Annotated in this window: 27 protein-coding genes; 22 read left to right on the forward strand and 5 right to left on the reverse strand. The window is 64.7% G+C overall.

Annotated elements, in window-relative coordinates; all coding sequences use genetic code 11:
- The first annotated feature begins 20 nt into the window (after window positions 1-20).
- From ASC92_RS01290 to hisA, 6 genes are all read left to right on the forward strand, one after another.
- Window positions 21-854, forward strand: coding sequence for a hypothetical protein (locus tag ASC92_RS01290; protein WP_056509529.1), 834 nt, complete (start codon window positions 21-23; stop codon window positions 852-854).
- Between the two features lie 5 nt (window positions 855-859).
- Entirely contained in the window at window positions 860-1,207 is a 348-nt protein-coding gene (locus tag ASC92_RS01295; protein ID WP_235505639.1) for a hypothetical protein, read from the forward strand.
- Entirely contained in the window at window positions 1,204-2,295 is a 1,092-nt protein-coding gene (hisC, locus tag ASC92_RS01300; protein WP_056509536.1) for a histidinol-phosphate transaminase, read from the forward strand. The genes ASC92_RS01295 and hisC overlap by 4 nt, the downstream gene beginning before the upstream one ends.
- Window positions 2,292-2,900, forward strand: coding sequence for an imidazoleglycerol-phosphate dehydratase HisB (gene hisB / locus ASC92_RS01305; protein ID WP_056509539.1), 609 nt, complete (start codon window positions 2,292-2,294; stop codon window positions 2,898-2,900). The genes hisC and hisB overlap by 4 nt, the downstream gene beginning before the upstream one ends.
- Before the next feature lie 19 nt (window positions 2,901-2,919).
- Entirely contained in the window at window positions 2,920-3,576 is a 657-nt protein-coding gene (gene hisH / locus ASC92_RS01310) for an imidazole glycerol phosphate synthase subunit HisH (RefSeq protein WP_056509541.1), read from the forward strand.
- Between the two features lie 63 nt (window positions 3,577-3,639).
- A complete protein-coding gene (gene hisA / locus ASC92_RS01315) occupies window positions 3,640-4,380 on the forward strand; it encodes a 1-(5-phosphoribosyl)-5-[(5-phosphoribosylamino)methylideneamino]imidazole-4-carboxamide isomerase (RefSeq protein WP_056509544.1) in 741 nt (246 codons plus the stop codon).
- Here hisA and ASC92_RS28455 read toward each other — a convergent pair.
- From ASC92_RS28455 to ASC92_RS01325, 3 genes are read right to left on the reverse strand one after another with little or no spacing between them, the layout of a single operon-like run.
- A complete protein-coding gene (locus tag ASC92_RS28455) occupies window positions 4,320-4,667 on the reverse strand; it encodes a hypothetical protein (protein ID WP_157608955.1) in 348 nt (115 codons plus the stop codon). The genes hisA and ASC92_RS28455 overlap by 61 nt on opposite strands.
- 43 nt (window positions 4,668-4,710) lie before the next feature.
- The gene (locus tag ASC92_RS01320) at window positions 4,711-5,625 is read right to left on the reverse strand and encodes an amino acid ABC transporter substrate-binding protein (protein ID WP_056511739.1); all 915 of its coding nucleotides are present in this window, start codon (window positions 5,623-5,625) and stop codon (window positions 4,711-4,713) included.
- A gap of 11 nt (window positions 5,626-5,636) precedes the next feature.
- Window positions 5,637-6,941, reverse strand: a complete 1,305-nt coding sequence (locus tag ASC92_RS01325) for a dicarboxylate/amino acid:cation symporter (protein ID WP_056509548.1) — start codon at window positions 6,939-6,941, stop codon at window positions 5,637-5,639.
- Between the two features lie 169 nt (window positions 6,942-7,110).
- On the opposite strand from ASC92_RS01325, the gene ASC92_RS01330 reads away from it, so the two are divergent.
- The 9 genes from ASC92_RS01330 (at window position 7,111) to tatC (ending at window position 11,992) form a co-directional block, all read left to right on the forward strand.
- Window positions 7,111-7,944, forward strand: coding sequence for a D-hexose-6-phosphate mutarotase (locus ASC92_RS01330; protein ID WP_056509550.1), 834 nt, complete (start codon window positions 7,111-7,113; stop codon window positions 7,942-7,944).
- Between the two features lie 22 nt (window positions 7,945-7,966).
- The gene (gene hisF, locus ASC92_RS01335; RefSeq protein ID WP_007835271.1) at window positions 7,967-8,752 is read left to right on the forward strand and encodes an imidazole glycerol phosphate synthase subunit HisF; all 786 of its coding nucleotides are present in this window, start codon (window positions 7,967-7,969) and stop codon (window positions 8,750-8,752) included.
- A gap of 41 nt (window positions 8,753-8,793) precedes the next feature.
- A complete protein-coding gene (hisI, locus tag ASC92_RS01340) occupies window positions 8,794-9,183 on the forward strand; it encodes a phosphoribosyl-AMP cyclohydrolase (RefSeq protein ID WP_056509552.1) in 390 nt (129 codons plus the stop codon).
- Window positions 9,180-9,572, forward strand: a complete 393-nt coding sequence (locus tag ASC92_RS01345) for a phosphoribosyl-ATP diphosphatase (protein WP_056509554.1) — start codon at window positions 9,180-9,182, stop codon at window positions 9,570-9,572. The genes hisI and ASC92_RS01345 overlap by 4 nt, the downstream gene beginning before the upstream one ends.
- A gap of 13 nt (window positions 9,573-9,585) precedes the next feature.
- Window positions 9,586-9,975 (forward strand): DUF4870 family protein, encoded by a 390-nt coding sequence (locus tag ASC92_RS01350; protein WP_056509557.1) that lies wholly within the window; start codon window positions 9,586-9,588, stop codon window positions 9,973-9,975.
- Window positions 9,965-10,324 (forward strand): histidine triad nucleotide-binding protein, encoded by a 360-nt coding sequence (locus ASC92_RS01355; protein ID WP_007835279.1) that lies wholly within the window; start codon window positions 9,965-9,967, stop codon window positions 10,322-10,324. The genes ASC92_RS01350 and ASC92_RS01355 overlap by 11 nt, the downstream gene beginning before the upstream one ends.
- A gap of 65 nt (window positions 10,325-10,389) precedes the next feature.
- The gene (tatA, locus tag ASC92_RS01360; protein WP_007835282.1) at window positions 10,390-10,632 is read left to right on the forward strand and encodes a Sec-independent protein translocase subunit TatA; all 243 of its coding nucleotides are present in this window, start codon (window positions 10,390-10,392) and stop codon (window positions 10,630-10,632) included.
- Window positions 10,633-10,648: 16 nt separating this feature from the next.
- Window positions 10,649-11,116: a Sec-independent protein translocase protein TatB gene (gene tatB / locus ASC92_RS01365; RefSeq protein WP_007835284.1), complete on the forward strand. Its 468-nt coding sequence runs from the start codon at window positions 10,649-10,651 to the stop codon at window positions 11,114-11,116.
- A gap of 66 nt (window positions 11,117-11,182) precedes the next feature.
- Window positions 11,183-11,992: a twin-arginine translocase subunit TatC gene (tatC, locus tag ASC92_RS01370; RefSeq protein WP_056509560.1), complete on the forward strand. Its 810-nt coding sequence runs from the start codon at window positions 11,183-11,185 to the stop codon at window positions 11,990-11,992.
- 25 nt (window positions 11,993-12,017) lie between these two features.
- Here tatC and ASC92_RS01375 read toward each other — a convergent pair whose 3' ends face one another.
- Complete coding sequence (locus ASC92_RS01375; protein ID WP_056509562.1) at window positions 12,018-13,187, reverse strand: S1C family serine protease; 1,170 nt, start codon at window positions 13,185-13,187, stop codon at window positions 12,018-12,020.
- 208 nt (window positions 13,188-13,395) lie between these two features.
- Here ASC92_RS01375 and ASC92_RS01380 point away from each other — a divergent pair, with 208 nt between their 5' ends.
- Together ASC92_RS01380 and pdxA are read left to right on the forward strand one after the other, a co-directional pair.
- Complete coding sequence (locus ASC92_RS01380) at window positions 13,396-14,169, forward strand: Nif3-like dinuclear metal center hexameric protein (RefSeq protein WP_056509567.1); 774 nt, start codon at window positions 13,396-13,398, stop codon at window positions 14,167-14,169.
- A gap of 64 nt (window positions 14,170-14,233) precedes the next feature.
- Window positions 14,234-15,274 (forward strand): 4-hydroxythreonine-4-phosphate dehydrogenase PdxA, encoded by a 1,041-nt coding sequence (gene pdxA, locus ASC92_RS01385; protein WP_056509569.1) that lies wholly within the window; start codon window positions 14,234-14,236, stop codon window positions 15,272-15,274.
- 16 nt (window positions 15,275-15,290) lie between these two features.
- On the opposite strand, the gene mscL is transcribed toward pdxA, so the two are convergent.
- Window positions 15,291-15,719, reverse strand: a complete 429-nt coding sequence (mscL, locus tag ASC92_RS01390) for a large conductance mechanosensitive channel protein MscL (RefSeq protein WP_056509570.1) — start codon at window positions 15,717-15,719, stop codon at window positions 15,291-15,293.
- A gap of 497 nt (window positions 15,720-16,216) precedes the next feature.
- Between mscL and ASC92_RS01395 the strand changes: the two genes are divergently transcribed.
- The 5 genes from ASC92_RS01395 (at window position 16,217) to ASC92_RS01415 (ending at window position 21,425) form a co-directional block, all read left to right on the forward strand.
- Complete coding sequence (locus tag ASC92_RS01395; protein WP_235505640.1) at window positions 16,217-17,329, forward strand: polysaccharide biosynthesis/export family protein; 1,113 nt, start codon at window positions 16,217-16,219, stop codon at window positions 17,327-17,329.
- 132 nt (window positions 17,330-17,461) lie between these two features.
- Window positions 17,462-18,763 carry a nucleotide sugar dehydrogenase gene (locus tag ASC92_RS01400; protein ID WP_056509572.1) on the forward strand — a complete coding sequence of 434 codons (1,302 nt, stop codon included), beginning with the start codon at window positions 17,462-17,464 and terminating at the stop codon, window positions 18,761-18,763.
- Between the two features lie 24 nt (window positions 18,764-18,787).
- Window positions 18,788-19,735 (forward strand): Gfo/Idh/MocA family protein, encoded by a 948-nt coding sequence (locus tag ASC92_RS01405; RefSeq protein ID WP_056509575.1) that lies wholly within the window; start codon window positions 18,788-18,790, stop codon window positions 19,733-19,735.
- Between the two features lie 17 nt (window positions 19,736-19,752).
- A complete protein-coding gene (locus ASC92_RS01410) occupies window positions 19,753-20,343 on the forward strand; it encodes an N-acetyltransferase (protein ID WP_056509579.1) in 591 nt (196 codons plus the stop codon).
- Complete coding sequence (locus ASC92_RS01415; protein WP_056509582.1) at window positions 20,340-21,425, forward strand: DegT/DnrJ/EryC1/StrS family aminotransferase; 1,086 nt, start codon at window positions 20,340-20,342, stop codon at window positions 21,423-21,425. The genes ASC92_RS01410 and ASC92_RS01415 overlap by 4 nt, the downstream gene beginning before the upstream one ends.
- Window positions 21,426-21,431: the final 6 nt, after the last annotated feature.

The following is a 21,431-nucleotide window of genomic DNA, read 5'->3' on the forward strand; positions in this document are numbered from 1 at the left end:
CCCCGGGAGGAGCAAGCAAGATGATCGATCGCCTCTTTGGTTCGCGCCTGTTCAGGTTCGCCGCGACGGCCGTCGCGGGCGCCGCGCTGCTGGCCGCCTGCAGCCAGATGCCGCAGGCTCCGCGCGAATCGGCCGCCGCCAGTGCCATGCCCAGCGCCGCCGCGCCGGCCGCACCCGCGCCGCAACTCGGCACGCAATGGGGCGAGGGCATCGAATCGAAGACCCGTGCCGTCGTCACCAAGCGCCTGTCCGACCGGCCGGACGACGTGGCCTCGGTGGGCTACAACGACGCCTCCGCCGTGCGCCGCGCGGTCGGCAGCAATCCCGAGCGGCGCCTGAACCTGCTGCTGGCCGACGGCGATGTCGAATGGTCCGTGCTCGACGAGGCCGGCCGTCCGCTGCCCCTGCAGCGCACGCGCCGGGGCAGCGGCGGGGAGGACATGTTCCGTCTCGCCGGCGTCGAAGGCTCGCGCTACACACTGCGCTTTCGCAACCTGAGCGAGCGCAGCTACGAGGTGATCGCCACTGTCGACGGCCTCGACGTGCTCAACGGCAAGCCCGGCAGCATGCGCAACGGCGGCTACGTGCTGCGGCCGCTGCAGTCGCTGACCATCGAGGGCTTCCGCAAGAGCCAGAACGAGGTGGCGGCCTTCCGTTTCTCCGCGCCCGGCCGCGCCTACGCCGCGAACACCGAAGCCGGCGACGTGCGCAACGTCGGCGTGATCGGTGCCGCGCTGTTCGAGCTCGAAGAGCGCGACAGCCCGCGCCGCCAGCGCCGTGGCGCCGACCCGTCGCAGCCCAGCGCCTTCCCGGCCGACGGCGCCTACGCGCCGCCGCCGCGCTACCGCAAGTGATGCCGATGAAGCGTGCCGCGTTCCTGCTGCTCGCACTCGCCGCCGCCTCCGGCGCGCAGGCCATGAGCATCCGCGAGCTGCGCACGCTCGAAGCGGGCGAGAAGGACGGCAAGGCCTACGCCGGCTACTACCTGGTCGGCGTGCTCGAAGGCCTGCGCGAAGGCGTCGAGTCTTCGCAGCGCAACGGCCAGAAGCCGCTGTTCTGCGTCGAGGGCCGCCGCCTCGAACCCTCGATGGCCCGTTCGCTCTACCAGACCGAGCTGACCCGCAACGCCGACAGTTACGAAGCCGACATGCCCGTGCAACTGGTCATGTCCGGCGCCCTCAAGAACAGCTACCACTGCACCCGATGACCGCCCCTGAATCCGCTCGCCCGCCGTTCGACCGCATCCGCCACGACGTGCGGTCCATGCATGGCTATGCAGTGCAGGACGCGCGCGGCTTCATCAAGCTCGACGCCATGGAAAACCCCTTCGGCCTGCCGCCCGCGCTGCAGGCCGCACTCGGCGCGCGGCTCGGCGCGCTGGCGCTCAACCGCTACCCGGGCGACCGCGGCGCCGACCTGCGCAGCGCGCTGGCGGCACATGCGCAGATGCCTGAAGGCTTCGCGCTGATGCTGGGCAACGGGTCGGACGAACTGATCTCGCTGCTCGCCATTGCCTGCGACCTGCCGGGCGCGACCGTGCTGGCGCCCGTGCCCGGCTTCGTGATGTACGCCATGAGCGCGAAGCTGCAGGGCCTGAAGTTCGTCGGCGTGCCGCTCACGGCCGACTTCGAGCTCGACGAGGCCGCCATGCTGGCCGCCATCGAGCGCGATAAGCCCGCCATCGTCTATCTCGCGTACCCCAACAACCCGACCGCCAACCTCTGGGACGACGCCATCGTCGAGAAGATCGTCGAAGCCCAGGGCGCGCAGGGCGGCCTGGTGGTGATGGACGAGGCCTACCAGCCCTTTGCCGCCCGCAGCTACATCGACCGGCTGGCGAAGCACGGCCACGTGCTGCTGATGCGCACGCTCAGCAAGTTCGGGCTGGCCGGCATCCGCCTGGGCTACATGATGGGTCCGGCCGCGCTGGTCGCCGAGATCGACAAGGTACGCCCGCCCTACAACATCAGCGTGCTCAACTGCGAGGCTGCGCTGTTCGCGCTGGAGCATGCCGACGTGTTCGAGGCCCAGGCCCGGCAGATCCGCGAGGAGCGCGAGCGCCTGATAACGGGGCTCGGCCGCCTGCCGGGCGTGAAGACCTGGCCCAGCGACGCCAACATGATCCTCCTGCGCGTGCCCGATGCCGCCAGGACTTTTGAGGGTATGAAAGCTCGCGGCGTTCTGGTGAAGAACGTTTCTAAAATGCATGAACTGCTCGCGAACTGCCTGCGCCTCACCGTCGGAACGGCCGACGAGAATGCGCGAATGTTCGCGGCACTCGAAGCCTCACTATGACCACCCCCCAGATTGCCGATCGCACAGCGACGGTCACCCGCAACACCGCCGAGACGAAGATCACCGTCAGCGTGAACCTCGACGGTACCGGCCGCGCCAAGCTTTCCACCGGCATCGGCTTTTTCGACCACATGCTCGACCAGATCGCCCGCCACGGGCTGATCGACCTCGACATCGACTGCCAGGGCGACCTGCACATCGACGGCCACCACACGGTGGAAGACGTGGGTATCACGCTGGGCCAGGCCGTGGCCAAGGCCGTCGGCGACAAGAAGGGCATCAGACGTTATGGGCATGCCTACGTGCCGCTCGACGAAGCGCTGAGCCGCGTCGTCATCGATTTTTCGGGCCGCCCGGGGCTCGTGATGCACGTGCCCTTCACCAGCGGCATGATCGGCACCTTCGACAGCCAGCTCACCTACGAGTTCTTCCAGGGCTTCGTGAACCACGCCTTCGTCTCGCTGCACATCGACAACCTCAAGGGTGTCAATGCGCACCACCAGTGCGAGACGGTGTTCAAGGCCTTTGCGCGCGCCATGCGCGGCGCGCTCGAACTCGATCCCCGCTCCGTCGGGGTCATTCCGTCGACCAAGGGTTCGCTCTGAAACTCGCCAGCGAACAGCTATGAAATCTGCAGCAAAAACCGTCGCGGTCGTCGACTACGGCATGGGCAACCTGCGGTCCGTTTCGCAGGCCGTCATCCATGCGGCGCAGAACAGCGGCGTCGAGGTCGTGTGGACGCGCAACGCCGAAGAGGTGATGGCCGCCGAACGCGTGGTGCTGCCGGGGCAGGGCGCCATGCGCGACTGCATGCGCGAACTGCGCGAGTCGGGCATGTACGAAGCCGTCATGCACGCCGCTGCCAACAAACCGCTCATGGGCGTATGCGTCGGCATGCAGATGCTGCTGGACCGCAGCGACGAAGGGCCCACGGAAGGGCTGGGCCTGATTGCAGGCGAAGTGCTCAAGTTCGAGCTGGCCGGCCGGCTGCAGCCGGACGGCAGCCGCTACAAGGTGCCGCAGATCGGCTGGAACCAGGTTCGCCAGTCACAGCCGCATCCGGTGTGGGCGGACGTGCCCGACATGAGCTATTTCTACTTCGTGCACAGCTTCTACGCCCGTCCGGTGGACCCCAAACACAGCGTGGGCGAGGCCGAGTACGGTGCGAGCTTTACCGCAGCCATCGCACGCGATAACATTTTTGCCACCCAGTTCCACCCGGAGAAGAGTGCGGACCACGGGTTGCAGCTCTATCGCAATTTCCTCCACTGGAAACCCTGAACCATTTTTTTCGTCCGGGCCGACCCTTCCACAGCCCGGATCTCGCACACTCGCGTCACTTCCATGCTCCTCATTCCCGCCATTGATCTCAAAGACGGCCACTGCGTTCGCCTCAAACAGGGCGACATGGACCAGTCCACCATCTTCAGCGAAGACCCCGCCGCCATGGCCCGCAAGTGGGTCGATGCCGGCGCGCGCCGGCTGCACCTGGTCGACCTGAATGGCGCCTTCGCCGGCAAGCCGCAGAACCATGCGGCAATCAAGGCGATCCTGAAAGAGGTGGGCGACGACATTCCGGTGCAGCTCGGCGGCGGCATCCGCGACCTCGACACCATCGAGCGCTACATCGACGACGGCCTGCGCTACGTGATCATCGGCACCGCCGCGGTCAAGAACCCCGGCTTCCTGAAGGACGCCTGCAGCGCCTTCGGCGGCCACATCATCGTGGGCCTGGACGCCAAGGACGGCAAGGTTGCCACCGACGGCTGGAGCAAGCTCACGGGCCACGAGGTGGCCGACCTGGGCAAGAAGTTCGAGGACTACGGCGTCGAATCGATCATCTACACCGACATCGGCCGCGACGGCATGCTCTCGGGCATCAACATCGAGGCCACCGTCAAGCTCGCGCAGGCGCTGAGCATCCCGGTGATCGCCTCGGGCGGCCTGTCGAACATGGCCGACATCGAGCAGCTTTGCGCGGTCGAATCCGACGGCGTGGAAGGTGTGATCTGCGGCCGCGCGATCTACTCGGGCGACCTCGACTTCGCCGCCGCGCAGGCCCGCGCGGACGAGCTGGCCGCCTGACGCAAAGCCGGTAGCGCCCCGGGAGGTGCACCGGCTCGATCGTCGCTTTCACCGCCAGGGCTCTCGGGTCGATTCGCGGCTGCAGGCTGTTGAAGCTCGGCCTCGTCGGTGTCGTGGCCGATTGCCAGCACACCCAGGATGAGCCCGGCCACCACGATGGCCAGCCCAAGTATCAACACAGCCTCGATATAGAAATTCATGAAGATCTGCGGATGAAACCCTTTCGAGGGCTCGCAGGCAATTGGACGATATTCCTCCTGACGGGCCACTGAGTAAAAAAACGTCACGCCGCGCCCCTGAAAAAGCGGGCGAGGCGGGGATGCAAAGAACCTATTCGGCCTTCACCGACATCGTCTGGATGATCGTTTCCAGCTGCGCGCTCATCGGCAGGTTGATGCTCTCCCCCGAAGGCAGCTTGCGCAGGAACCAGCGCTTGTACTGCCGATCGATCTCGCCGTCTTCCGCCAGCACCTGGAAGGTGTCGATGACCACCTTGTTCAGCTGCGGGTCGCCCTTGCGGTACATGATCCCGTACGGGTCGTAGGAGAGAAAGTCGCCGACCACCTCGTAGTCGGCCTTGGCGGCGTCCTGCGCGATCAGGCCGTAGAGCAGCACGTCGTCGGTCGCGAAGGCGTCGGCCTGGCCGCTCTTCACCAGCGCGAACGACTCCGCGTGGTCGCGCGCCACCCTCAGGTCGATGTTCAGCTTGAACTTCTCCGACAGGTCGCGCAGCGTCTTCTCGTTGGTGGTGCCGGCCGTCACCGCCACCTTCTTGCCCGCGAGGTCGCGGAACGACTTGATCGGCGAACCCTTCTTCACCAGCACCTTGGTGCCCGAGACGAACATCGTCGGCGAGAAGCTCACGCGCTTCTGGCGCTCGAGGTTGTTGGTGGTCGAGCCGCATTCCAGGTCGACCTTGCCGCTCGCGACCGCGTCGATGCGCGTGTCGGGCGTGACGGGCACCCACTTGATCGCGAGGCTCTTGTTCACCGCGTCCTCAATGGCCGTCACCAGCGCGCGGCAAAGCTCGATCGAGTAGCCGATCGGCTCCTTGCGCGCATTGAGGTACGAAAAAGGCACCGACGACTCGCGGTAGCCGATGGTGATGGCGCCGGTTTCGCGCGCCTTGGCCAGCGTGCCGGTGAGTTCCTGTGCCCGCGCCGGCCCTGCCGGCATGGCCGCAAGAACCACGGCCGCCAGCAGCGCGGCGAAAGCGGATGGCAGGGTGATGCCGATGCGCTTCATGGTGTGGCGGCTCACGCGTGCGCCGGGTGGGCGAGGGTGGCGCTGGCTTCCTCGTCGATCGCCTTGGCGTTGACCTCGGCATCGCGCTCGGACATCAGCTCGCCCTCCCACTTGGCGACCACGGCGGTGGCAATGGAGTTGCCCACCGCGTTGGTGGCCGAGCGGCCCATGTCGAGGAAGGTGTCCACGCCCAAAATCAGCAGCAGGCCGGCCTCGGGAATGTCGAAATGGTTCAGCGTGGCCGCAATCACCACCAGCGAGGCGCGCGGCACGCCCGCCATGCCCTTGGAGGTGAGCATCAGGATCAGCAGCATTGTGACCTGCGTGCTGATCGGCATGTGGATGTTGTAAGCCTGCGCGATGAAGAGCACGGCAAAGGTGCAGTACATCATCGAGCCGTCGAGGTTGAACGAGTAGCCCATCGGCATCACGAAGCTCGAGATCTTGCGCTTCACGCCGAAACGGTCGAGCGCCTGCAGGATCTTCGGGTAGGCCGCTTCGGAGCTCGCGGTGGCGAACGACAGCAGGAAGGCTTCCTTGATGAGCACCAGCAGCTTGAACACGCGTGGGCCCAGGAACGAGAAGCCCGCCAGCACCAGCACGCTCCACAGCACGAACAGGCCCAGGTAGAAGTCGCCCATGAACACCGCGAACTTCAGCAAAATGCCCAGGCCGTTGACGGCCACCGTGGCGGCCATGGCGGCCAGCACCGCCAGCGGCGCGAGCTTCATCACGTAGCCTGTGATCTTGAGCATCGCGTGCGACAGCTCCTCGATGGCGGCGACCAGCGTTTTCGCCTTGTCGCCCAGCGAGGCCAGCGCCACGCCGAAGAACATCGAGAACACCACGATCTGCAGGATCTCGTTGTTGGCCATGGCCTCGACGAACGACTTCGGCACCGTGTGGCTCACGAAGTCCTTCAGCGTGAACTTGGCGGTGGCCAGGTTGGCCGAGGCGCCGATGTCGGGCAGCGGCAGGCCCAGGTTCTCGCCGGGCTTGAGCAGGTTGGCCATGACCAGGCCGATCACCAGCGAGATCAGCGAGGCGGTCAGGAACCAGCCGATGGCCTTGCCGAACACGCGGCCGACCGACTTGGCGTCGCCCATGTGCGCGATGCCCACCACCAGCGTGGAGAACACCAGCGGGCCGATCAGCATCTTGATCAGGCGCAGGAACACGTCCGAGACGATGGAGACGTAGTCTGCAATTTCTTTCGCGGCCTTTTTGTCCGGAAAGCTCGAGAAGATCATGTAGCCCACGAGGATGCCGAGCACCATCGCGATCAGGATCCATGCGGCCATCGGCAGCTTCTTCATGCGTATCCCCTTTTTGTCTGTGAGAGTGATTTTTCGAGTGCACGGGGCCGACTTGCATGCTGTCCCCCGATGCAAGCGGCCACAGGGTATCCAAGAAGGCCCCGTGCACGCAATGGCCCCTTGATGCCAATTCCGTGCCATCCCATGCTCGCTGCCTACAATTCCGGGCATGGAAACCAGCCTGATCGAGTTCCGCGGCCAGCCCGCCATCCGCGCCACGGGCGCCGATGGAAGCACCCTGACCGTTGCATTGCATGGCGCCCAAGTGCTCTCGTGGGCCACGGCCAGCGGGGTGGAGCGGCTCTATCTGAGTCCGCGCGCGGTGTTCGACGGACAGGCCGCAATTCGCGGGGGCGTGCCCATCTGCTGCCCCCAGTTCAACCAGCGCGGCATGCTGCCCAAGCATGGATTCATGCGCAATTTGCCTTGGTCGCAAGCGCCCGCCGATGCGCCGCAGACGCTGCGGTTGACGCTGCGCGACAACGAAGCCACCCGCAGGCTCTGGCCGCACGCTTTTGAGGCACGGCTGGAAGCCACCCTGTCCGCCGGCGGGCTGCGCACCACGCTCACGCTCGTCAACATCGACCATGCGCCCTGGACCTTTGCAGCCGCGCTGCACACCTACCTGCGCGTCGACGACATCGCCCACGTGCGCCTCGAAGGCCTGCAGGGCGCCAACCGCTGGGATTCGCTGCGCGACGACCGCCATGTGGAAACCGCCGCGGCGCTGCATTTCGACGCGGAATTCGACAGTGTCTACGCTGCGCCCGCCAAGCCGCTGCGCCTCGTGCAGCCGGGCAGCACGCTCGAAATCGCACAAAGCGCGAGCTGCAGCGAAACCGTGGTCTGGAACCCCGGCGCCGTGCTCGGTGCGAAACTCGCCGACATGCCCGAAGACGGCTTTCGCCACATGCTCTGCGTCGAGGCGGCCCGCATCGACGAGCCCGTCCTGCTGGCGCCCGGCGCCCAATGGCAGGGCTGGCAACAGCTCCGCGTTCTCTGATCTCCTACCGGTTCATCTTTTCATGCTTGCCAAACGCATCATTCCCTGCCTCGACGTCACCGGCGGCCGCGTCGTCAAGGGCGTCAATTTCCTCGAACTGCGCGATGCCGGCGACCCGGTGGAGATCGCCGCACGCTACAACGCGCAGGGCGCCGACGAACTCACCTTCCTCGACATCACCGCCACCAGCGACGGACGCGACCTGATCCTGCCGATCATCGAGGCCGTGGCTTCGCAGGTCTTCATTCCGCTGACCGTGGGCGGCGGCGTGCGCACCGTGGCCGACGTGCGCCGGCTGCTCAACGCGGGCGCCGACAAGACCAGCTTCAACTCCGCCGCCATCTCGGATCCGCAGGTGATCAACGACGCCTCGCAGAAATACGGCTCGCAGTGCATCGTGGTCGCCATCGACGCCAAGCGCCGCAGCCCCGAAGAAGCCGCCACGCGCGGCGCGGGCTGGGACGTGTACAGCCACGGCGGGCGCAAGAACACCGGCCTCGACGCCGTCGAATGGGCCGCCGAGATGGCGCGCCGCGGCGCCGGCGAGATCCTGCTGACCAGCATGGACCGCGACGGCACCAAGAGCGGCTTCGACCTGGAGCTGACCCGCGCGGTGAGCAACGCCGTCAACGTGCCGGTGATCGCCTCGGGCGGCGTCGGCAGCCTCGACGACCTGGCCGACGGCATCCAGACCGGCGGCGCCGACGCGGTGCTGGCGGCCAGCATCTTCCACTACGGCGAGCACACGGTGGGCGAGGCCAAAGCCCGCATGGCCGCGCGGGGCATTCCCGTGCGGATCGACCGTTGAACGTGCCTCAAGGGTCTTTTCCCATCCCCGACAATACCGCCATGAATTGGCTCGACGAAGTGAAGTGGGACGCGAACGGCCTGGTGCCGGTCATCGCGCAGGAACAAGGCAGCAACGACGTGCTGATGTTCGCCTGGATGAACCGCGAGGCGCTCGAAAAGACCGCCGAGCTCGGCCGCGCGGTGTATTTCAGCCGCTCGCGCAACAAACTCTGGTTCAAGGGCGAGGAATCGGGCCACGTGCAGACCGTGCACGAGATCCGCCTCGACTGCGACAACGACGTGGTGCTGCTCAAGGTCACCCAACTCGGCCACGAGCCCGGCATCGCCTGCCACACCGGTCGCCACAGTTGCTTCTTCAGCAAGTATGAAAAAGGCCAGTGGACCGCGGTCGAACCCGTCTTGAAAGACCCGGAGTCGATCTACAAATGACGGCCACAGTGAACAACAGCAGCTCCGACGCCCTCGCACGCCTGGCTGCGGTCATCGAAAGCCGCCTGCCCGCACGCGGCGGCGACCCCGAGAAAAGCTACGTCGCGCGCCTGCTGCACAAGGGCCCCGACGCCTTCCTCAAGAAAATCGGCGAGGAAGCCACCGAGGTCGTGATGGCCGCCAAGGACGCCGACCACGGCGGCGACCGCTCCAAAATAGTGAACGAAGTGGCCGACCTCTGGTTCCACACCATGGTGGCGCTGGCGCACTACGGTTTTTCCCCGGCCGACGTCACCGCGGAACTCGAGCGCCGCGAAGGCACCAGTGGCATCGAGGAAAAGGCGCTGCGCAAGGTGCAGGCGCGGGAATCCGAAGCCTCCAACGATTGAAAGGACATCGAGCATGGCCAACGACATCGTGAACGTGAAACCCGACGACTCCCTCAAGACCTGGGGCTGGGTCAGCTACATCCTTCACCTGATCGTGGCCATCGGCGCCGTCGTGCCGGGCGCGCAGGCCTCCGTGCTGCTGCTGCTGATTGCGCTGGTGATCGACTTCGTCAAGCGCGACGACGCGGCCGGCACCTGGCAGGCCTCGCACTTCAGCTGGCGCATCCGCTCGGTGCTGTGGGCCGGCCTGCTGTACATCGTTACTTCGTGGCTCTGGCTGCTGTTCTTCGTGCCGGGCTGGATCGCCTGGAGCCTCATCTCGCTGTGGTTCCTGTACCGGATCGTGAAAGGCATGATCCGCATGAACGACGGCCGTCCCATGGAACCCAAAGATGTCATCTGACCCGAACTGCGTCTTCTGCAAAATCATCGAAGGCAAGATCCCCTCGCGCAAGGTCTACGAAGACGACGACCTGTTCGGTTTTCACGACATCTCGCCCTGGGCGCCGGTGCATTTCATGCTGGTGCCCAAGAAGCACATCGCCTCCATGGCGCAGCTCACGCCCGACGACTCGGCCCTCATGGGCAAGATCATGATCCTGGCGCCCAAGCTGGCGCTGGAACAGGGCTGCAGGCCGTATCCGGACGGCGGCTACCGGGTCGTCGTCAACACGGGCAGCGAGGGTGGGCAGGAGGTTCACCATCTCCATGTCCATGTCATGGGCGGCCCTCGCCCGTGGCTTCGCGGTTGAGTGGCATTAGTCCAAACTGTCACATTCCGCCCGACTAAAATCGGACACATTCTTAGGAGTTCTCCATGGGTTCTTTTTCCATCTGGCACTGGCTGATCGTGCTGCTCGTCGTGGTCATGATCTTCGGCACCAAGAAGCTGCGGAACATGGGTTCGGACCTTGGCGGCGCCGTCAAGGGCTTCAAGGACGGCATGAAGGACGGTTCGTCCGACGCCGCCACCCCGCCGGCCCCCACCCAGCAAGTGACTGGCCAGCCGGCCAACAGCGACAAGTCGACGATCGACGTCGAAGCGCGCCAGAAGTCCTGAGCGCGGGCAGCAGCACGTGCTCGACCTCGGCATTGAGAAGCTGGCGCTGATCGGCGTCGTGGCGCTGATCGTCATCGGTCCGGAAAAGCTGCCGCGCGTGGCCCGCACCGTCGGCACCTTGCTCGGCAAGGCGCAGCGCTACGTGAACGACGTCAAGGCCGAAGTCAACCGCTCGATGGAGCTCGACGAGCTCCGCAAGATGAAGACCACCGTCGAGGATGCGGCGCGCGACGTCGAGCACAGCATCCACACCGGCGCGAGCGAATTCGAGAAGCAGTTCAGCGGTTCGGGCGAAACCCTCTCGGCGCTGGCCGAACCCGAACCCTCGCCGCCCGAATACAAGCACCCGCGCAAGAACTGGCGCCTGAAGCAGGGCGCCACGCCGCAGTGGTACAAGGCGCGCAACGGCGTGCGCACCAAGGCGCTGTCGGGTGCCGCGCGCGTCGCGCGCTTTCGCCCGCACACGATCAACAAGATCAACTAGCGTCCCCTCACCACCGCGTTCCCCGAGCGCCGCACGCCGGCCGACGTCACGCTATCTTCTTTTCCAATGGCCGATTCCGACAACAAGAACAAAGACAAAGAAGACGAGCTGGCGGGCACCGAACAGCCGTTCGTGGCGCACCTGGTCGAGCTTCGCGATCGCCTGCTCTACTGCGTCTACGGCCTCGTGGTCGCGGGCATCCTGCTGGCCATCTGGCCCGGCCCGGGCGGGCTGATCGACATCATCGCGATGCCGATCAAGGCGCACATGCCGCACGACGCGAAGCTCATCGCCATCGGCGTGTTCTCGCCGTTCTTCGTGCCGCTCAAGGTGCTGATGATGGCGGCCGTGCTGCTGGCGCTGCCCTGGCTCATGTACCAGGCGTGGATGTTCGTCGCGCCCGGGCTCTACAGCCATGAAAAGAAATTCGCGCTGCCGCTGATCTTCTTCGGCAGCCTGCTGGCCTATGCCGGCATTGCCTTCGTGCAGCTCTTCGTGCTGGACAAGATGTTCAGCTTCATCCAGCGCTTTGCGCCCGCAGCGGTGCAGGCAACGCCCGACATTTCCTCGTACGTCGAGGCCATCCTGTCGCTGTACATCGCCTTCGGCGTGGCCTTCCAGGTGCCGATCGTCGTGATGCTGCTGGTGCGCTTCAACATGGTGACCATCGAGAAGCTGAAGTCCTTCCGCGGCTACTTCATCGTGGTCGCGTTCGTCGTGGCCGCCGTGCTCACGCCGCCCGACGTGGTGTCGCAGCTGGCGCTGGCGGTGCCGATGTGCCTGCTGTACGAGGTGGGCATCATCGGTGCCAAGTACTTCGCCAGCGCCGCCAAGAAGCCCGAAGAAGAGGAAAGCGCTGATTCAGCGCAGTCCTGATCGATTGGCCTGCGATGGCAGTCCGTTATTCGGGCTGTTGCTGCTGATTCGGTAGCTGCCGCACCGGGCTCTTCGGCCGCAGGCCAGGCATCACGTCCAGTTCCATCTTGTCGCTGCCGCGCTGCAGCGCGAACCGCGCGGTGCTGCCGGGCTTCAGGCCGGCCACCGCGGTGAGCAGCGCCTGCACGTTGTCTGTTTTCTTCTCGCCCACCGAGGTGATCACGTCGCCTGGGCGGATGCCGGCCTTGGCGGCCGGGCCGTTCTGCAGCACGCCGGTGATGATCACGCCGGTATCCGCCTTCACGCCGAAGGTCTCGGCCAGTTCGGGCGAGAGTTCGTTCGGCTCCACGCCGATCCAGCCGCGGCGCACCTGGCCTTCCTTCACGATCCCCTCGAGCACGATCTTGGCCATCGACACCGGAATGGCGAATCCGATGCCCATGCTGCCGCCCGAGCGCGAGTAGATCGCGGTGTTGATGCCCTGCAGGTTGCCGTTGACGTCGATCAGCGCGCCGCCGGAGTTGCCGGGGTTGATGGCCGCGTCGGTCTGGATGAAATTCTCGAAGTTGTTGATGCCGAGCTGGTTGCGCCCCAGCGCCGAGACGATGCCGCTGGTCACCGTCTGGCCCACGCCGAAAGGGTTGCCGATGGCCAGCACCTGGTCGCCCACCTGCAGCGCGTCGGAGTCGCCCAGCACGATCGCCGGCAGCTTGTCGAGCTCGATCTTCAGCACGGCCAGGTCGGTGTCGGGGTCGGTGCCGATCACCTTGCCGTGCGCGTGGCGGCTGTCGTTGAGCGTGACCTCGATCTCGTCGGCGCCCTCGACCACGTGGTTGTTGGTGAGGATGTAGCCGTCAGGGCTCACGATCACGCCGCTGCCCAGGCCCACCTGGGGCTGGTCGTCCTGGTCGCCGAAGAAGAAGCGGAACCACGGGTCGTTGCTGCGCGGATTGCGCTGCGCGGCCTTGCTGGTGTTGATGCTCACCACCGCCGGCGAGGCCTTCTTGGCCGCCGCGCTCAGGCTGCCGGCTGTCGGGATGCCCGGGTTGCCCGCGGGCGCCTCGACGATCGACACCACCCCGCCCAGCGAGGTTGCGCGCTTGTTGATCCACTCGGGCTTGAGCGTCGCGACGACGAAATAGGCCGCGAGCAGGACAGTCACGGCTTGTGCAAAGAGCAGCCAGGTGCGTTTCATGAAAGATTGGTTAAAAAGGCGATGGAAGGCTGCCGTGCAGCGCAGCGATGTTGTCAATTGTCCCTCAACCGCACGGAACAGACACCGCGCCACGCTGTCGAGATGGGGCCGCATGCCTGCGTGAATCCGGGTTAACCCGTGGCATCACCCGCGGTCCCACATCCGGCCCATGTTTCCAGGCCATCGCGGGCGGCGCGACAATGGCGCGATGAGCACCACCCGCCACGAACTGCTTCACGCATTCGACCTGCTGCTCGCCCCCGGGCGCTTCAAGGATTACGGACCCAACGGCCTGCAGGTCGAAGGGCGCACCGTGGTGCGCAAGATCGTTTCGGGCGTAACCGCCAGCCGCGCGCTGATCGAGGCTGCGATCCACGCCGAGGCCGATGCCATCTTCGTCCACCACGGCCTGTTCTGGCGTGGCCAGGACGGCTGCGTCACCGGCTGGATGAAGCAACGCCTGAGCCTCCTGCTGGGCGACGACGTCAATCTCTTCGCCTATCACCTGCCGCTCGATGCGCATCCCGAGCTCGGCAACAACGCGCAGCTCGGCCTGCAACTGGGGCTCGTGGCCCATGCCGGATCGGCCGGGCGCTTCGGCGAGCAGGAACTGGGTTTTCTCGGTGCACATGAAAACGGCGAGGGCTTCGCCAACGCCAAGGCGCTCGCCACCCACGTCGAAAAAGTGCTGAAAAGGCCGGTCACGCTCATCGACACGGCGCATCGCGCCATCAAGAACATCGCGTGGTGCACGGGCGGCGCGCAGGGCTACTTCGAAGCCGCCATCGCAGCCGGCGCCGACGCCTTCATCACCGGCGAAATCTCGGAGCCCCAGGCCCACTACGCGCGCGAGATGGGCGTGGCCTTCCTGGCGTGCGGGCACCACGCCACCGAACGCTACGGCGCGCCAGCCGTGGCCGGGCACGTGGCGGCGCAGCTCGGGCTGAAGCACGAGTTCATCGACATCGACAACCCGGCATGAGCGCAGCGCCGGGCCGCCCCAAGCAAGCTTGCATCGCAGTGCGGAGCACGGAGGTGCCTTTCCAATGAGCGCTGCCATCGCCATCACCCTGGGAGATCCCGCGGGTATCGGCCCCGAGATCATCGCCAAGGCCTTTCGCGACGCGCCCGACGCGACGCACGGCGCGTTCGTTGCCGGCGATGTGGGCACGATGCGCCAAGCCTCGCAAGCCCTGGCCGCGCCGGGCCTGCCGGCATGGCCAGTGCTGGAAATCGAATCCGCCGCCGAAGCCGCGGCCGTGCCCCCTAACTGCATCCCCGTGCTGCAGGTAATTGCGCCGCCATCGCCTATTGCACAGGGCCAGATCAGCGCCGAAGCCGGCCGCGTGGCCGGCGAATGCGTGGTCTGGGCCGCGCGGGCCGCGCTGCGCGGCGAAATCGGCGCCATCGTGACCGCGCCGCTGCACAAGGAAGCGCTGTCGGCCGCCGGCTTTCCGTACCCCGGCCATACCGAACTGCTGCAGGCCGAGGCCGCCGCCCACCTGGGCCGCAGCCTGGCCGACGTGCCGGTGCGCATGATGCTGGCCAACGACGAGCTGCGCACCGTGCTCGTCAGCATCCACATGTCGCTGCGCAACGCCATCGAGGCCGTGCAATTCGACGGCGTGCTCGAAACCTTGCGCATCACCCACCGCGCACTGACGCATGCGCTTGGCCGCGTGCCGCGCATCGGCGTGGCGGGCCTCAACCCGCATGCGGGCGAGGGCGGCCTGTTCGGATCGGAAGAGCGCGAGATCATCGCGCCGGCCATCGAGGCTGCGCGCGCCGAAGGCCTCGACGCCAGCGGGCCCTATGCGCCCGACACCGTCTTCATGCGCGCGCGCGCCAGGCAAGGCGTGCCGTCCAGCGGCGAGTTCGACGTGGTGGTTGCGATGTACCACGACCAGGGCCTGATCCCGGTCAAGTACCTGGGCGTGGAGAAGGGCGTGAACGTAACGCTGGGGCTGCCGCTGGTGCGAACCAGCCCCGACCACGGCACCGCGTTCGACATCGCCGGCACGGGCCTGGCCGATGCGTCGAGCCTCGTCGAGGCGCTGCGCATGGCCCGCGTGCTGAAGGGCGCTTGAGGGCGCTTAGAGGCGCTTAGGGGCGCTTGAGGCTGTCGCGGATTTCGCGCAGCAGCGTGATGTCTTCTGGCGTTGCGGCCGGAGCAGGCGGCGCGGCTTCGGTCTTCCGCAGCCTGTTGATCTGCTTGACCATCATGAAGATGATGAAAGCGAGGATCACGAAGTTGACCGCCACGGTAATGAAGCTGCCATAGGCCAGCACCGGAACGCCGGCCTTCTTCAGGTCTGCCAGCGTGTTCGCCACGCCGGCGGGCGCCGTGCCCAGCACCACATAGAGGTTCGAGAAATCGAGCTTGCCGAACACCACGCCCACCAGCGGCATGATGATGTCGCCCACCAGCGAGTCGACGATCTTGCCGAACGCGGCGCCGATGATCACGCCCACTGCGAGGTCGATGACGTTGCCCTTGACGGCAAATTCCTTGAATTCACTGAGGATGCTCATGATTCAAAAGGCTGCTGGAGCTCTGCTGTTGAAGGAGGGTCGAGTATGCCCGCGGAAGCGCGCTGGAATCGGCTGCCCGGCGTGAACCATTCGGCGCATTTGATCTATTTGCCTCATCCGCAATGCGAAAAGGAAAGTGCGTGCTTAGGTGTACCCGGTTTCAGTGGTTTTAGTTACAAAAGGAAACGGGGCCTCCGTGGTGACTCATCGGAGCGGCTCTCCACTGTTAGGATCACGCCGCCGCTAAGACAAGCGGACCGGCATTGACATGCGGTTGCATGTGCCCGGTTCAGCGCCTCCACGAGGCACTCGGCGCCCTGACAGTGCCCAGCAGTGTGCCTGCGGTAACCACGAAGTGTGAAAAAGAATTGCAGCGTAAAAGTGCATGCGTAGTTTTTATCGCCCGCTATTTGGCGCTAAAAAATTGGAATTTCCTTGGGGGATCGGAATTGAGAAGAAATGCAAATGTCCTGAAGTTGGCTTCGACACTGGCATGTGTGGTGGTGCTTCAAGGCTGCGCGGTCGTGCCGGGCATGGGCAACGTGGAGCCCTACGAGGCAGGGGGCGAACTGGCATCCCAGTTCCGTTATCTTCCCGACGAGGCGCCCGAGGGGCAGATCACCCCCATTTCCCTCGCGCTCGTGCGAACGCTGGCGCAGGCGGCTCCGAAGGGCGTTCCACCTGAGGTCAATGGGCTGTTCGGCAAGAGCGAGCGCTACACCATCGGCCCTGGCGACGTGGTGGGCGTGATCGTTTACGACCACCCCGAACTGCTGCCGAATGCCGGCGCCGTCATTTCGCAGGCTGCGGACCCGACGGGCGTGCAGGTGGCTCCCGGCTTCATTGTCGATTCCGACGGAGAGGTTGCCTTTCCGTACATTGGCCGCGTGCGGGTGGCGGGGCTGAGCGAAGGCGACGCCTCGGACCTGATCGGCAAGCTGCTCCTTCCGCACATCCGTGACCCGCAAGTGACCGTGCGCATCCAGTCGTTCCGCAGCCGCCGTGCCTACGTGGAAGGCGAAGTGCGCACCCCCGGCTCGCAGATCTTCACCGACGTGCCGATGACGCTGAACGAAGCCATCAACCGGGCCGGCGGCATCACAGCCGCGGGCAACCGCTCGGCAGTCACGCTCATCCGCAACGGCCAGTCGATCCGGATCGACATGACCAGGCTTCGCGAGGCCGGCTACGACGGCAACAGCATTCCGCTGAAAAACGGCGACACCGTGCGCGTGGCCAACCGGGAAGACGACAAGGTCTTCCTCATGGGCGAAGTCGTGGCCCCTCTGGCATTGCCCATGCGCAGCAACGGCCGCCTCAGCCTGAGCGAAGCGCTGGGCGAGGCCGGCGGCACGTTGAATTCCACCGCCAACGCCGGCCAGATCTACGTCATTCGCCAGGGCGCGACGGGTGCACCCGCCATCTTCAACCTCAATGCGCGGAACCCTGCAGCCCTTGCCATTGCGAGCCAGTTCAGGCTGCAGTCGCAGGACGTGGTCTATATCGACCCCGTGCCGCTGGTCAAGTGGAACCGCGTGGTTAGCTTGATCCTGCCGTCGGCGACGGTGGCCAATGCCGCCAGCGAGATCTACGTCAGGCACACCAACTGAAGCCCGGGCTGTTCCTTCTCTGACGAGATGCGAGAAGTGATCGGGCCCTTGAAGGCAGCGATTCAGATGCGATAGGGCGACGGCTTCCATCGAGAGGGCGCTGTCGAAGTTCTTGTTTCCAGTGTTCCCATCATGCAAGCCATTCATCCAAATCAACCCATCGCAATCATCGGTCTTGGTTATGTGGGCCTTCCCCTTGCCGTGGAGTTCGGCAAGAAGCGTTCTGTGGTCGGCTTCGACATCAATGCCAAGCGCATTGCCGAACTGCAGGGTGGAAGTGACCACACCCTGGAAACCACGCCCGAGGAACTGAGGGCCGCCACCCAACTGGCCTTCACGTCGCACGCAGACGACTTGCGCGACAGCGCCGTCTTCATCGTGACCGTGCCGACACCCATCGACGATGCCAACCGGCCCGACCTGACCCCCTTGGTGAAGGCCAGCGAAACCATCGGCAAGGTGATGCGGCAAGGAGCGATCGTGATCTTCGAGTCGACCGTGTATCCCGGCGCCACCGAGGAAGTCTGCGTGCCCGTGCTGGAAAAGTTCAGCGGCAAGAAGTTCAACGTCGACTTCTTCTGCGGCTATAGCCCGGAGCGGATCAATCCGGGGGACAAGGTCAACACGCTCACCAAGATCAAGAAGATCACCAGTGGAAGCACCCCTGAAGTCGCAGACGTGGTCGATGGCCTTTACAACGAGATCATCACTGCCGGTACACACAAGGCCGCCAGCATCAAGGTGGCCGAGGCTGCCAAGGTGATCGAGAACACGCAGCGCGACCTGAACATCGCACTGGTCAACGAGCTCTCCGTGATCTTCGAGCGCCTGGGCATCGACACCCTCGATGTGCTTGAAGCTGCCGGTAGCAAATGGAACTTCTTGCCCTTTCGTCCGGGCCTGGTGGGCGGGCACTGCATTGGCGTGGACCCCTACTACCTGACGCACAAGGCAGAACAGGTCGGCTATCACCCCCAAGTCATTCTGGCTGGCCGTCGCATCAACGACAACATGGCCCGCTACGTTGCTCGCAACACCATCAAGCTGATGTTGAAGAACGGCATGGACGTGCCTCGCTGCCGCATCGGCGTGCTGGGCATCACCTTCAAGGAAAACTGCCCGGACATCCGCAACAGCAAGATCGTGGACATGGTGCGCGAGTTCGAGGCGTGGGGCGCTTCCGTGGAAGTGGTTGACCCCTGGGCCGATGTTGAGGAGGTCGCCCATGAGTATGGCCTTCAGTTCGGCAAGGTCGATGCGGAGCATCCTGTCGATGCCCTCGTTGTCGCCGTCGGTCACAACGAATACCGCAGCGCGACGATGGCCGAACTGCGTGCCCTGTGCCGTGGCGAGCAGCCCGTGCTGGTCGACGTCAAGAGCCTGTTCAGTTCGCAGGAGGCCCGCGACAGCGGCTTCTCCGTGTTCCGCCTGTAAGTCATTTCCCGCTTCTTCTTTGACATGAAAAACTTTGCACTGATCGGCGCCGCCGGATACATCGCCCCGCGCCACATGCGCGCCATCAAGGACACGGACAACCATCTTGCGGTGGCCTACGACATCAACGATTCGGTCGGCATCATCGACAGCATTTCGCCGCAGAGCGAGTTCTTCACCGAGTTCGAACGCTTCTACGAGCACGCGCAGCAGCTCAAGCGCAACCCCGCGACCGCGCTGGACTATGTGGCGATCTGCAGCCCCAACTACCTGCACCATCCGCACATTGCTGCAGGCCTGCGCCTGGGTTGCGACGTGATCTGCGAGAAGCCCCTGGTGCCCACGCCAGACCTCGTCGACGAACTGCAACGCGTTGAAAAAGAAACCGGCAAGCGCGTCTTCAACATCCTGCAGTTGCGCCACCACGACGCCATCCTGAAGCTGCGCGACAAGGTGGCGGCTGCGCCGGCAGACACCAAGTTTGACGTCGAGCTGACCTACATCACCTCGCGAGGCAAGTGGTACATGGAAAGCTGGAAGGGCGACAACCGCAAGTCATTCGGCGTGGCGACCAACATTGGCGTGCACTTCTACGACATGCTGCACTTCATCTTTGGCAAGCTGCAGCGCAACGTGGTGCATTACAGCGGCACGGCCAAGGCAGCCGGCTACCTCGAATACGAACGCGCGCGCGTGCGCTGGTTCTTGTCCATTGACGCCAACGACCTGCCGGCCGAAGTGAAGGGCAAGAAGACAACCTTCCGCAACATCGACATCAGCGGCGAAAAACTCGAGTTCTCCGAAGGCTTCACGGACCTGCACACCGTGAGCTACCACGAAATTTTGGCCGGTCGTGGCTATGGCCTCGAGGATGCACGCCACTGCATCGAGACCGTCAACGTGATCCGCAGTGCGACGCCCGTCCAGGGCGAGCAGGGCGAAGTGCACCCGTTCGTACGCCATCTGGCCTGACGGACCGCGAGTTCGGCATGGCATACAAAGCCCACCCCACCGCGATCATCGACGAGGGCGCCCGCATCGGCGACGGCACCCGCATCTGGCATTGGGTGCACGTCAGCGCGCAGGCCTCCATCGGCGAGGGCTGCTCGCTCGGCCAGAACGTCTATGTAGGCAACGACGTTTCCATAGGCAATAACGTCAAGATCCAGAACAACGTCAGCGTCTACGACGCAGTGACGCTGGAGGACGACGTGTTCTGCGGGCCGAGCATGGTTTTCACCAACGTCTACAACCCGCGCTCAGCCGTCACGCGCAAGGACGAATATCGCCGCACCCTCGTGAAGCGGGGCGCCACGCTGGGCGCCAACTGCACCATCGTCTGCGGCAACACCGTGGGCGAATTTGCCTTCATCGGCGCGGGTGCCGTAATCAACAGGAACGTGCCGGCCTACGCACTCATGGTCGGAGTGCCTGCCAAGCAGATCGGCTGGATGAGCGAGTTTGGCGAACAGCTCGCACTGCCGCTGCAAGGTGCAGCTGAAGCCGTTTGCGCGCACACCGGCGTGCGTTATGTACTCGACGGCAATGCCGTAACCAAGCTGGAAGCCAAGGCACCATGATCGAATTCATCGACCTCAAGACCCAGCAAGCGCGCATCAAGGACCAGATTGACGCGGCTATTCAGCGCGTGCTGGCGCACGGCCAGTACATCCTCGGCCCTGAAGTTGCCGAGTTGGAAGAGAAGCTTGCGGCCTATACCGGCGCCAGGCATTGCATCACCGTGGCCAACGGCACGGATGCCTTGCAGATCGCCCAAATGGCGCTCGGCATTGGGCCGGGCGATGAAGTCATTACCCCAGGCTTCACCTACATCGCTACTGCCGAAACGGTGGCGTTGCTGGGCGCCAAGCCGGTGTATGTGGACATCGACCCGCGCACTTACAACCTAGACCCGAAGCTGCTCGAGGCCGCGATCACTCCGCGGACCAAGGCCATCGTCCCGGTGAGCCTGTATGGCCAGTGCGCCGACTTCGACGCCATCAATGCCATTGCCGCCCGACACGGGATTCCGGTGATCGAAGATGCAGCGCAGAGTTTTGGCGCTACCTATAAGGGGCGCAAGAGTTGCAACCTCAGTACCATCGCGTGCGCCAGCTTCTTTCCCAGCAAGCCACTGGGTTGTTATGGGGATGGCGGGGCCATCTTCACCAACGATGACGAACTGGCCAAGGTGATGCGGCAGATTGCTCGGCATGGACAGGAGCGGCGGTATCACCACATTCGCGTGGGCGTGAACAGCCGCCTAGACACCTTGCAGGCAGCAGTTCTACTGGCAAAGCTTGAGATCTTCGACGACGAAATTGCTAGCCGTCAGCGTGTGGCTATGGAATACGGACGTCTGTTGGGAGAAGGCGGGATTGCCGCCATTCCCTATATCGAGGCGCATAACCAAAGTGCGTGGGCGCAATACACAGTGCGTGTGGATGCTCGAGAGGCGCTGCAGGCGCGTATGAAGCGGGTTGGAGTGCCGACGGTAGTGCACTACCCGATTCCGCTGAATCAGCAGCTCGCGGTGGCAGACGAAGGGGCCAAGTTGCCCGTGGGTGACGCGGTAGCGAAGGAGGTGCTGAGCTTGCCAATGCATGCCTATCTGACGTCGTCTGATCAAGCCGCAATTCAATTGGTGCTGATGTCACCTTGATCTACT

The organism is Variovorax sp. Root411 (assembly GCF_001425205.1).
GTDB lineage: Bacteria > Pseudomonadota > Gammaproteobacteria > Burkholderiales > Burkholderiaceae_C > Variovorax.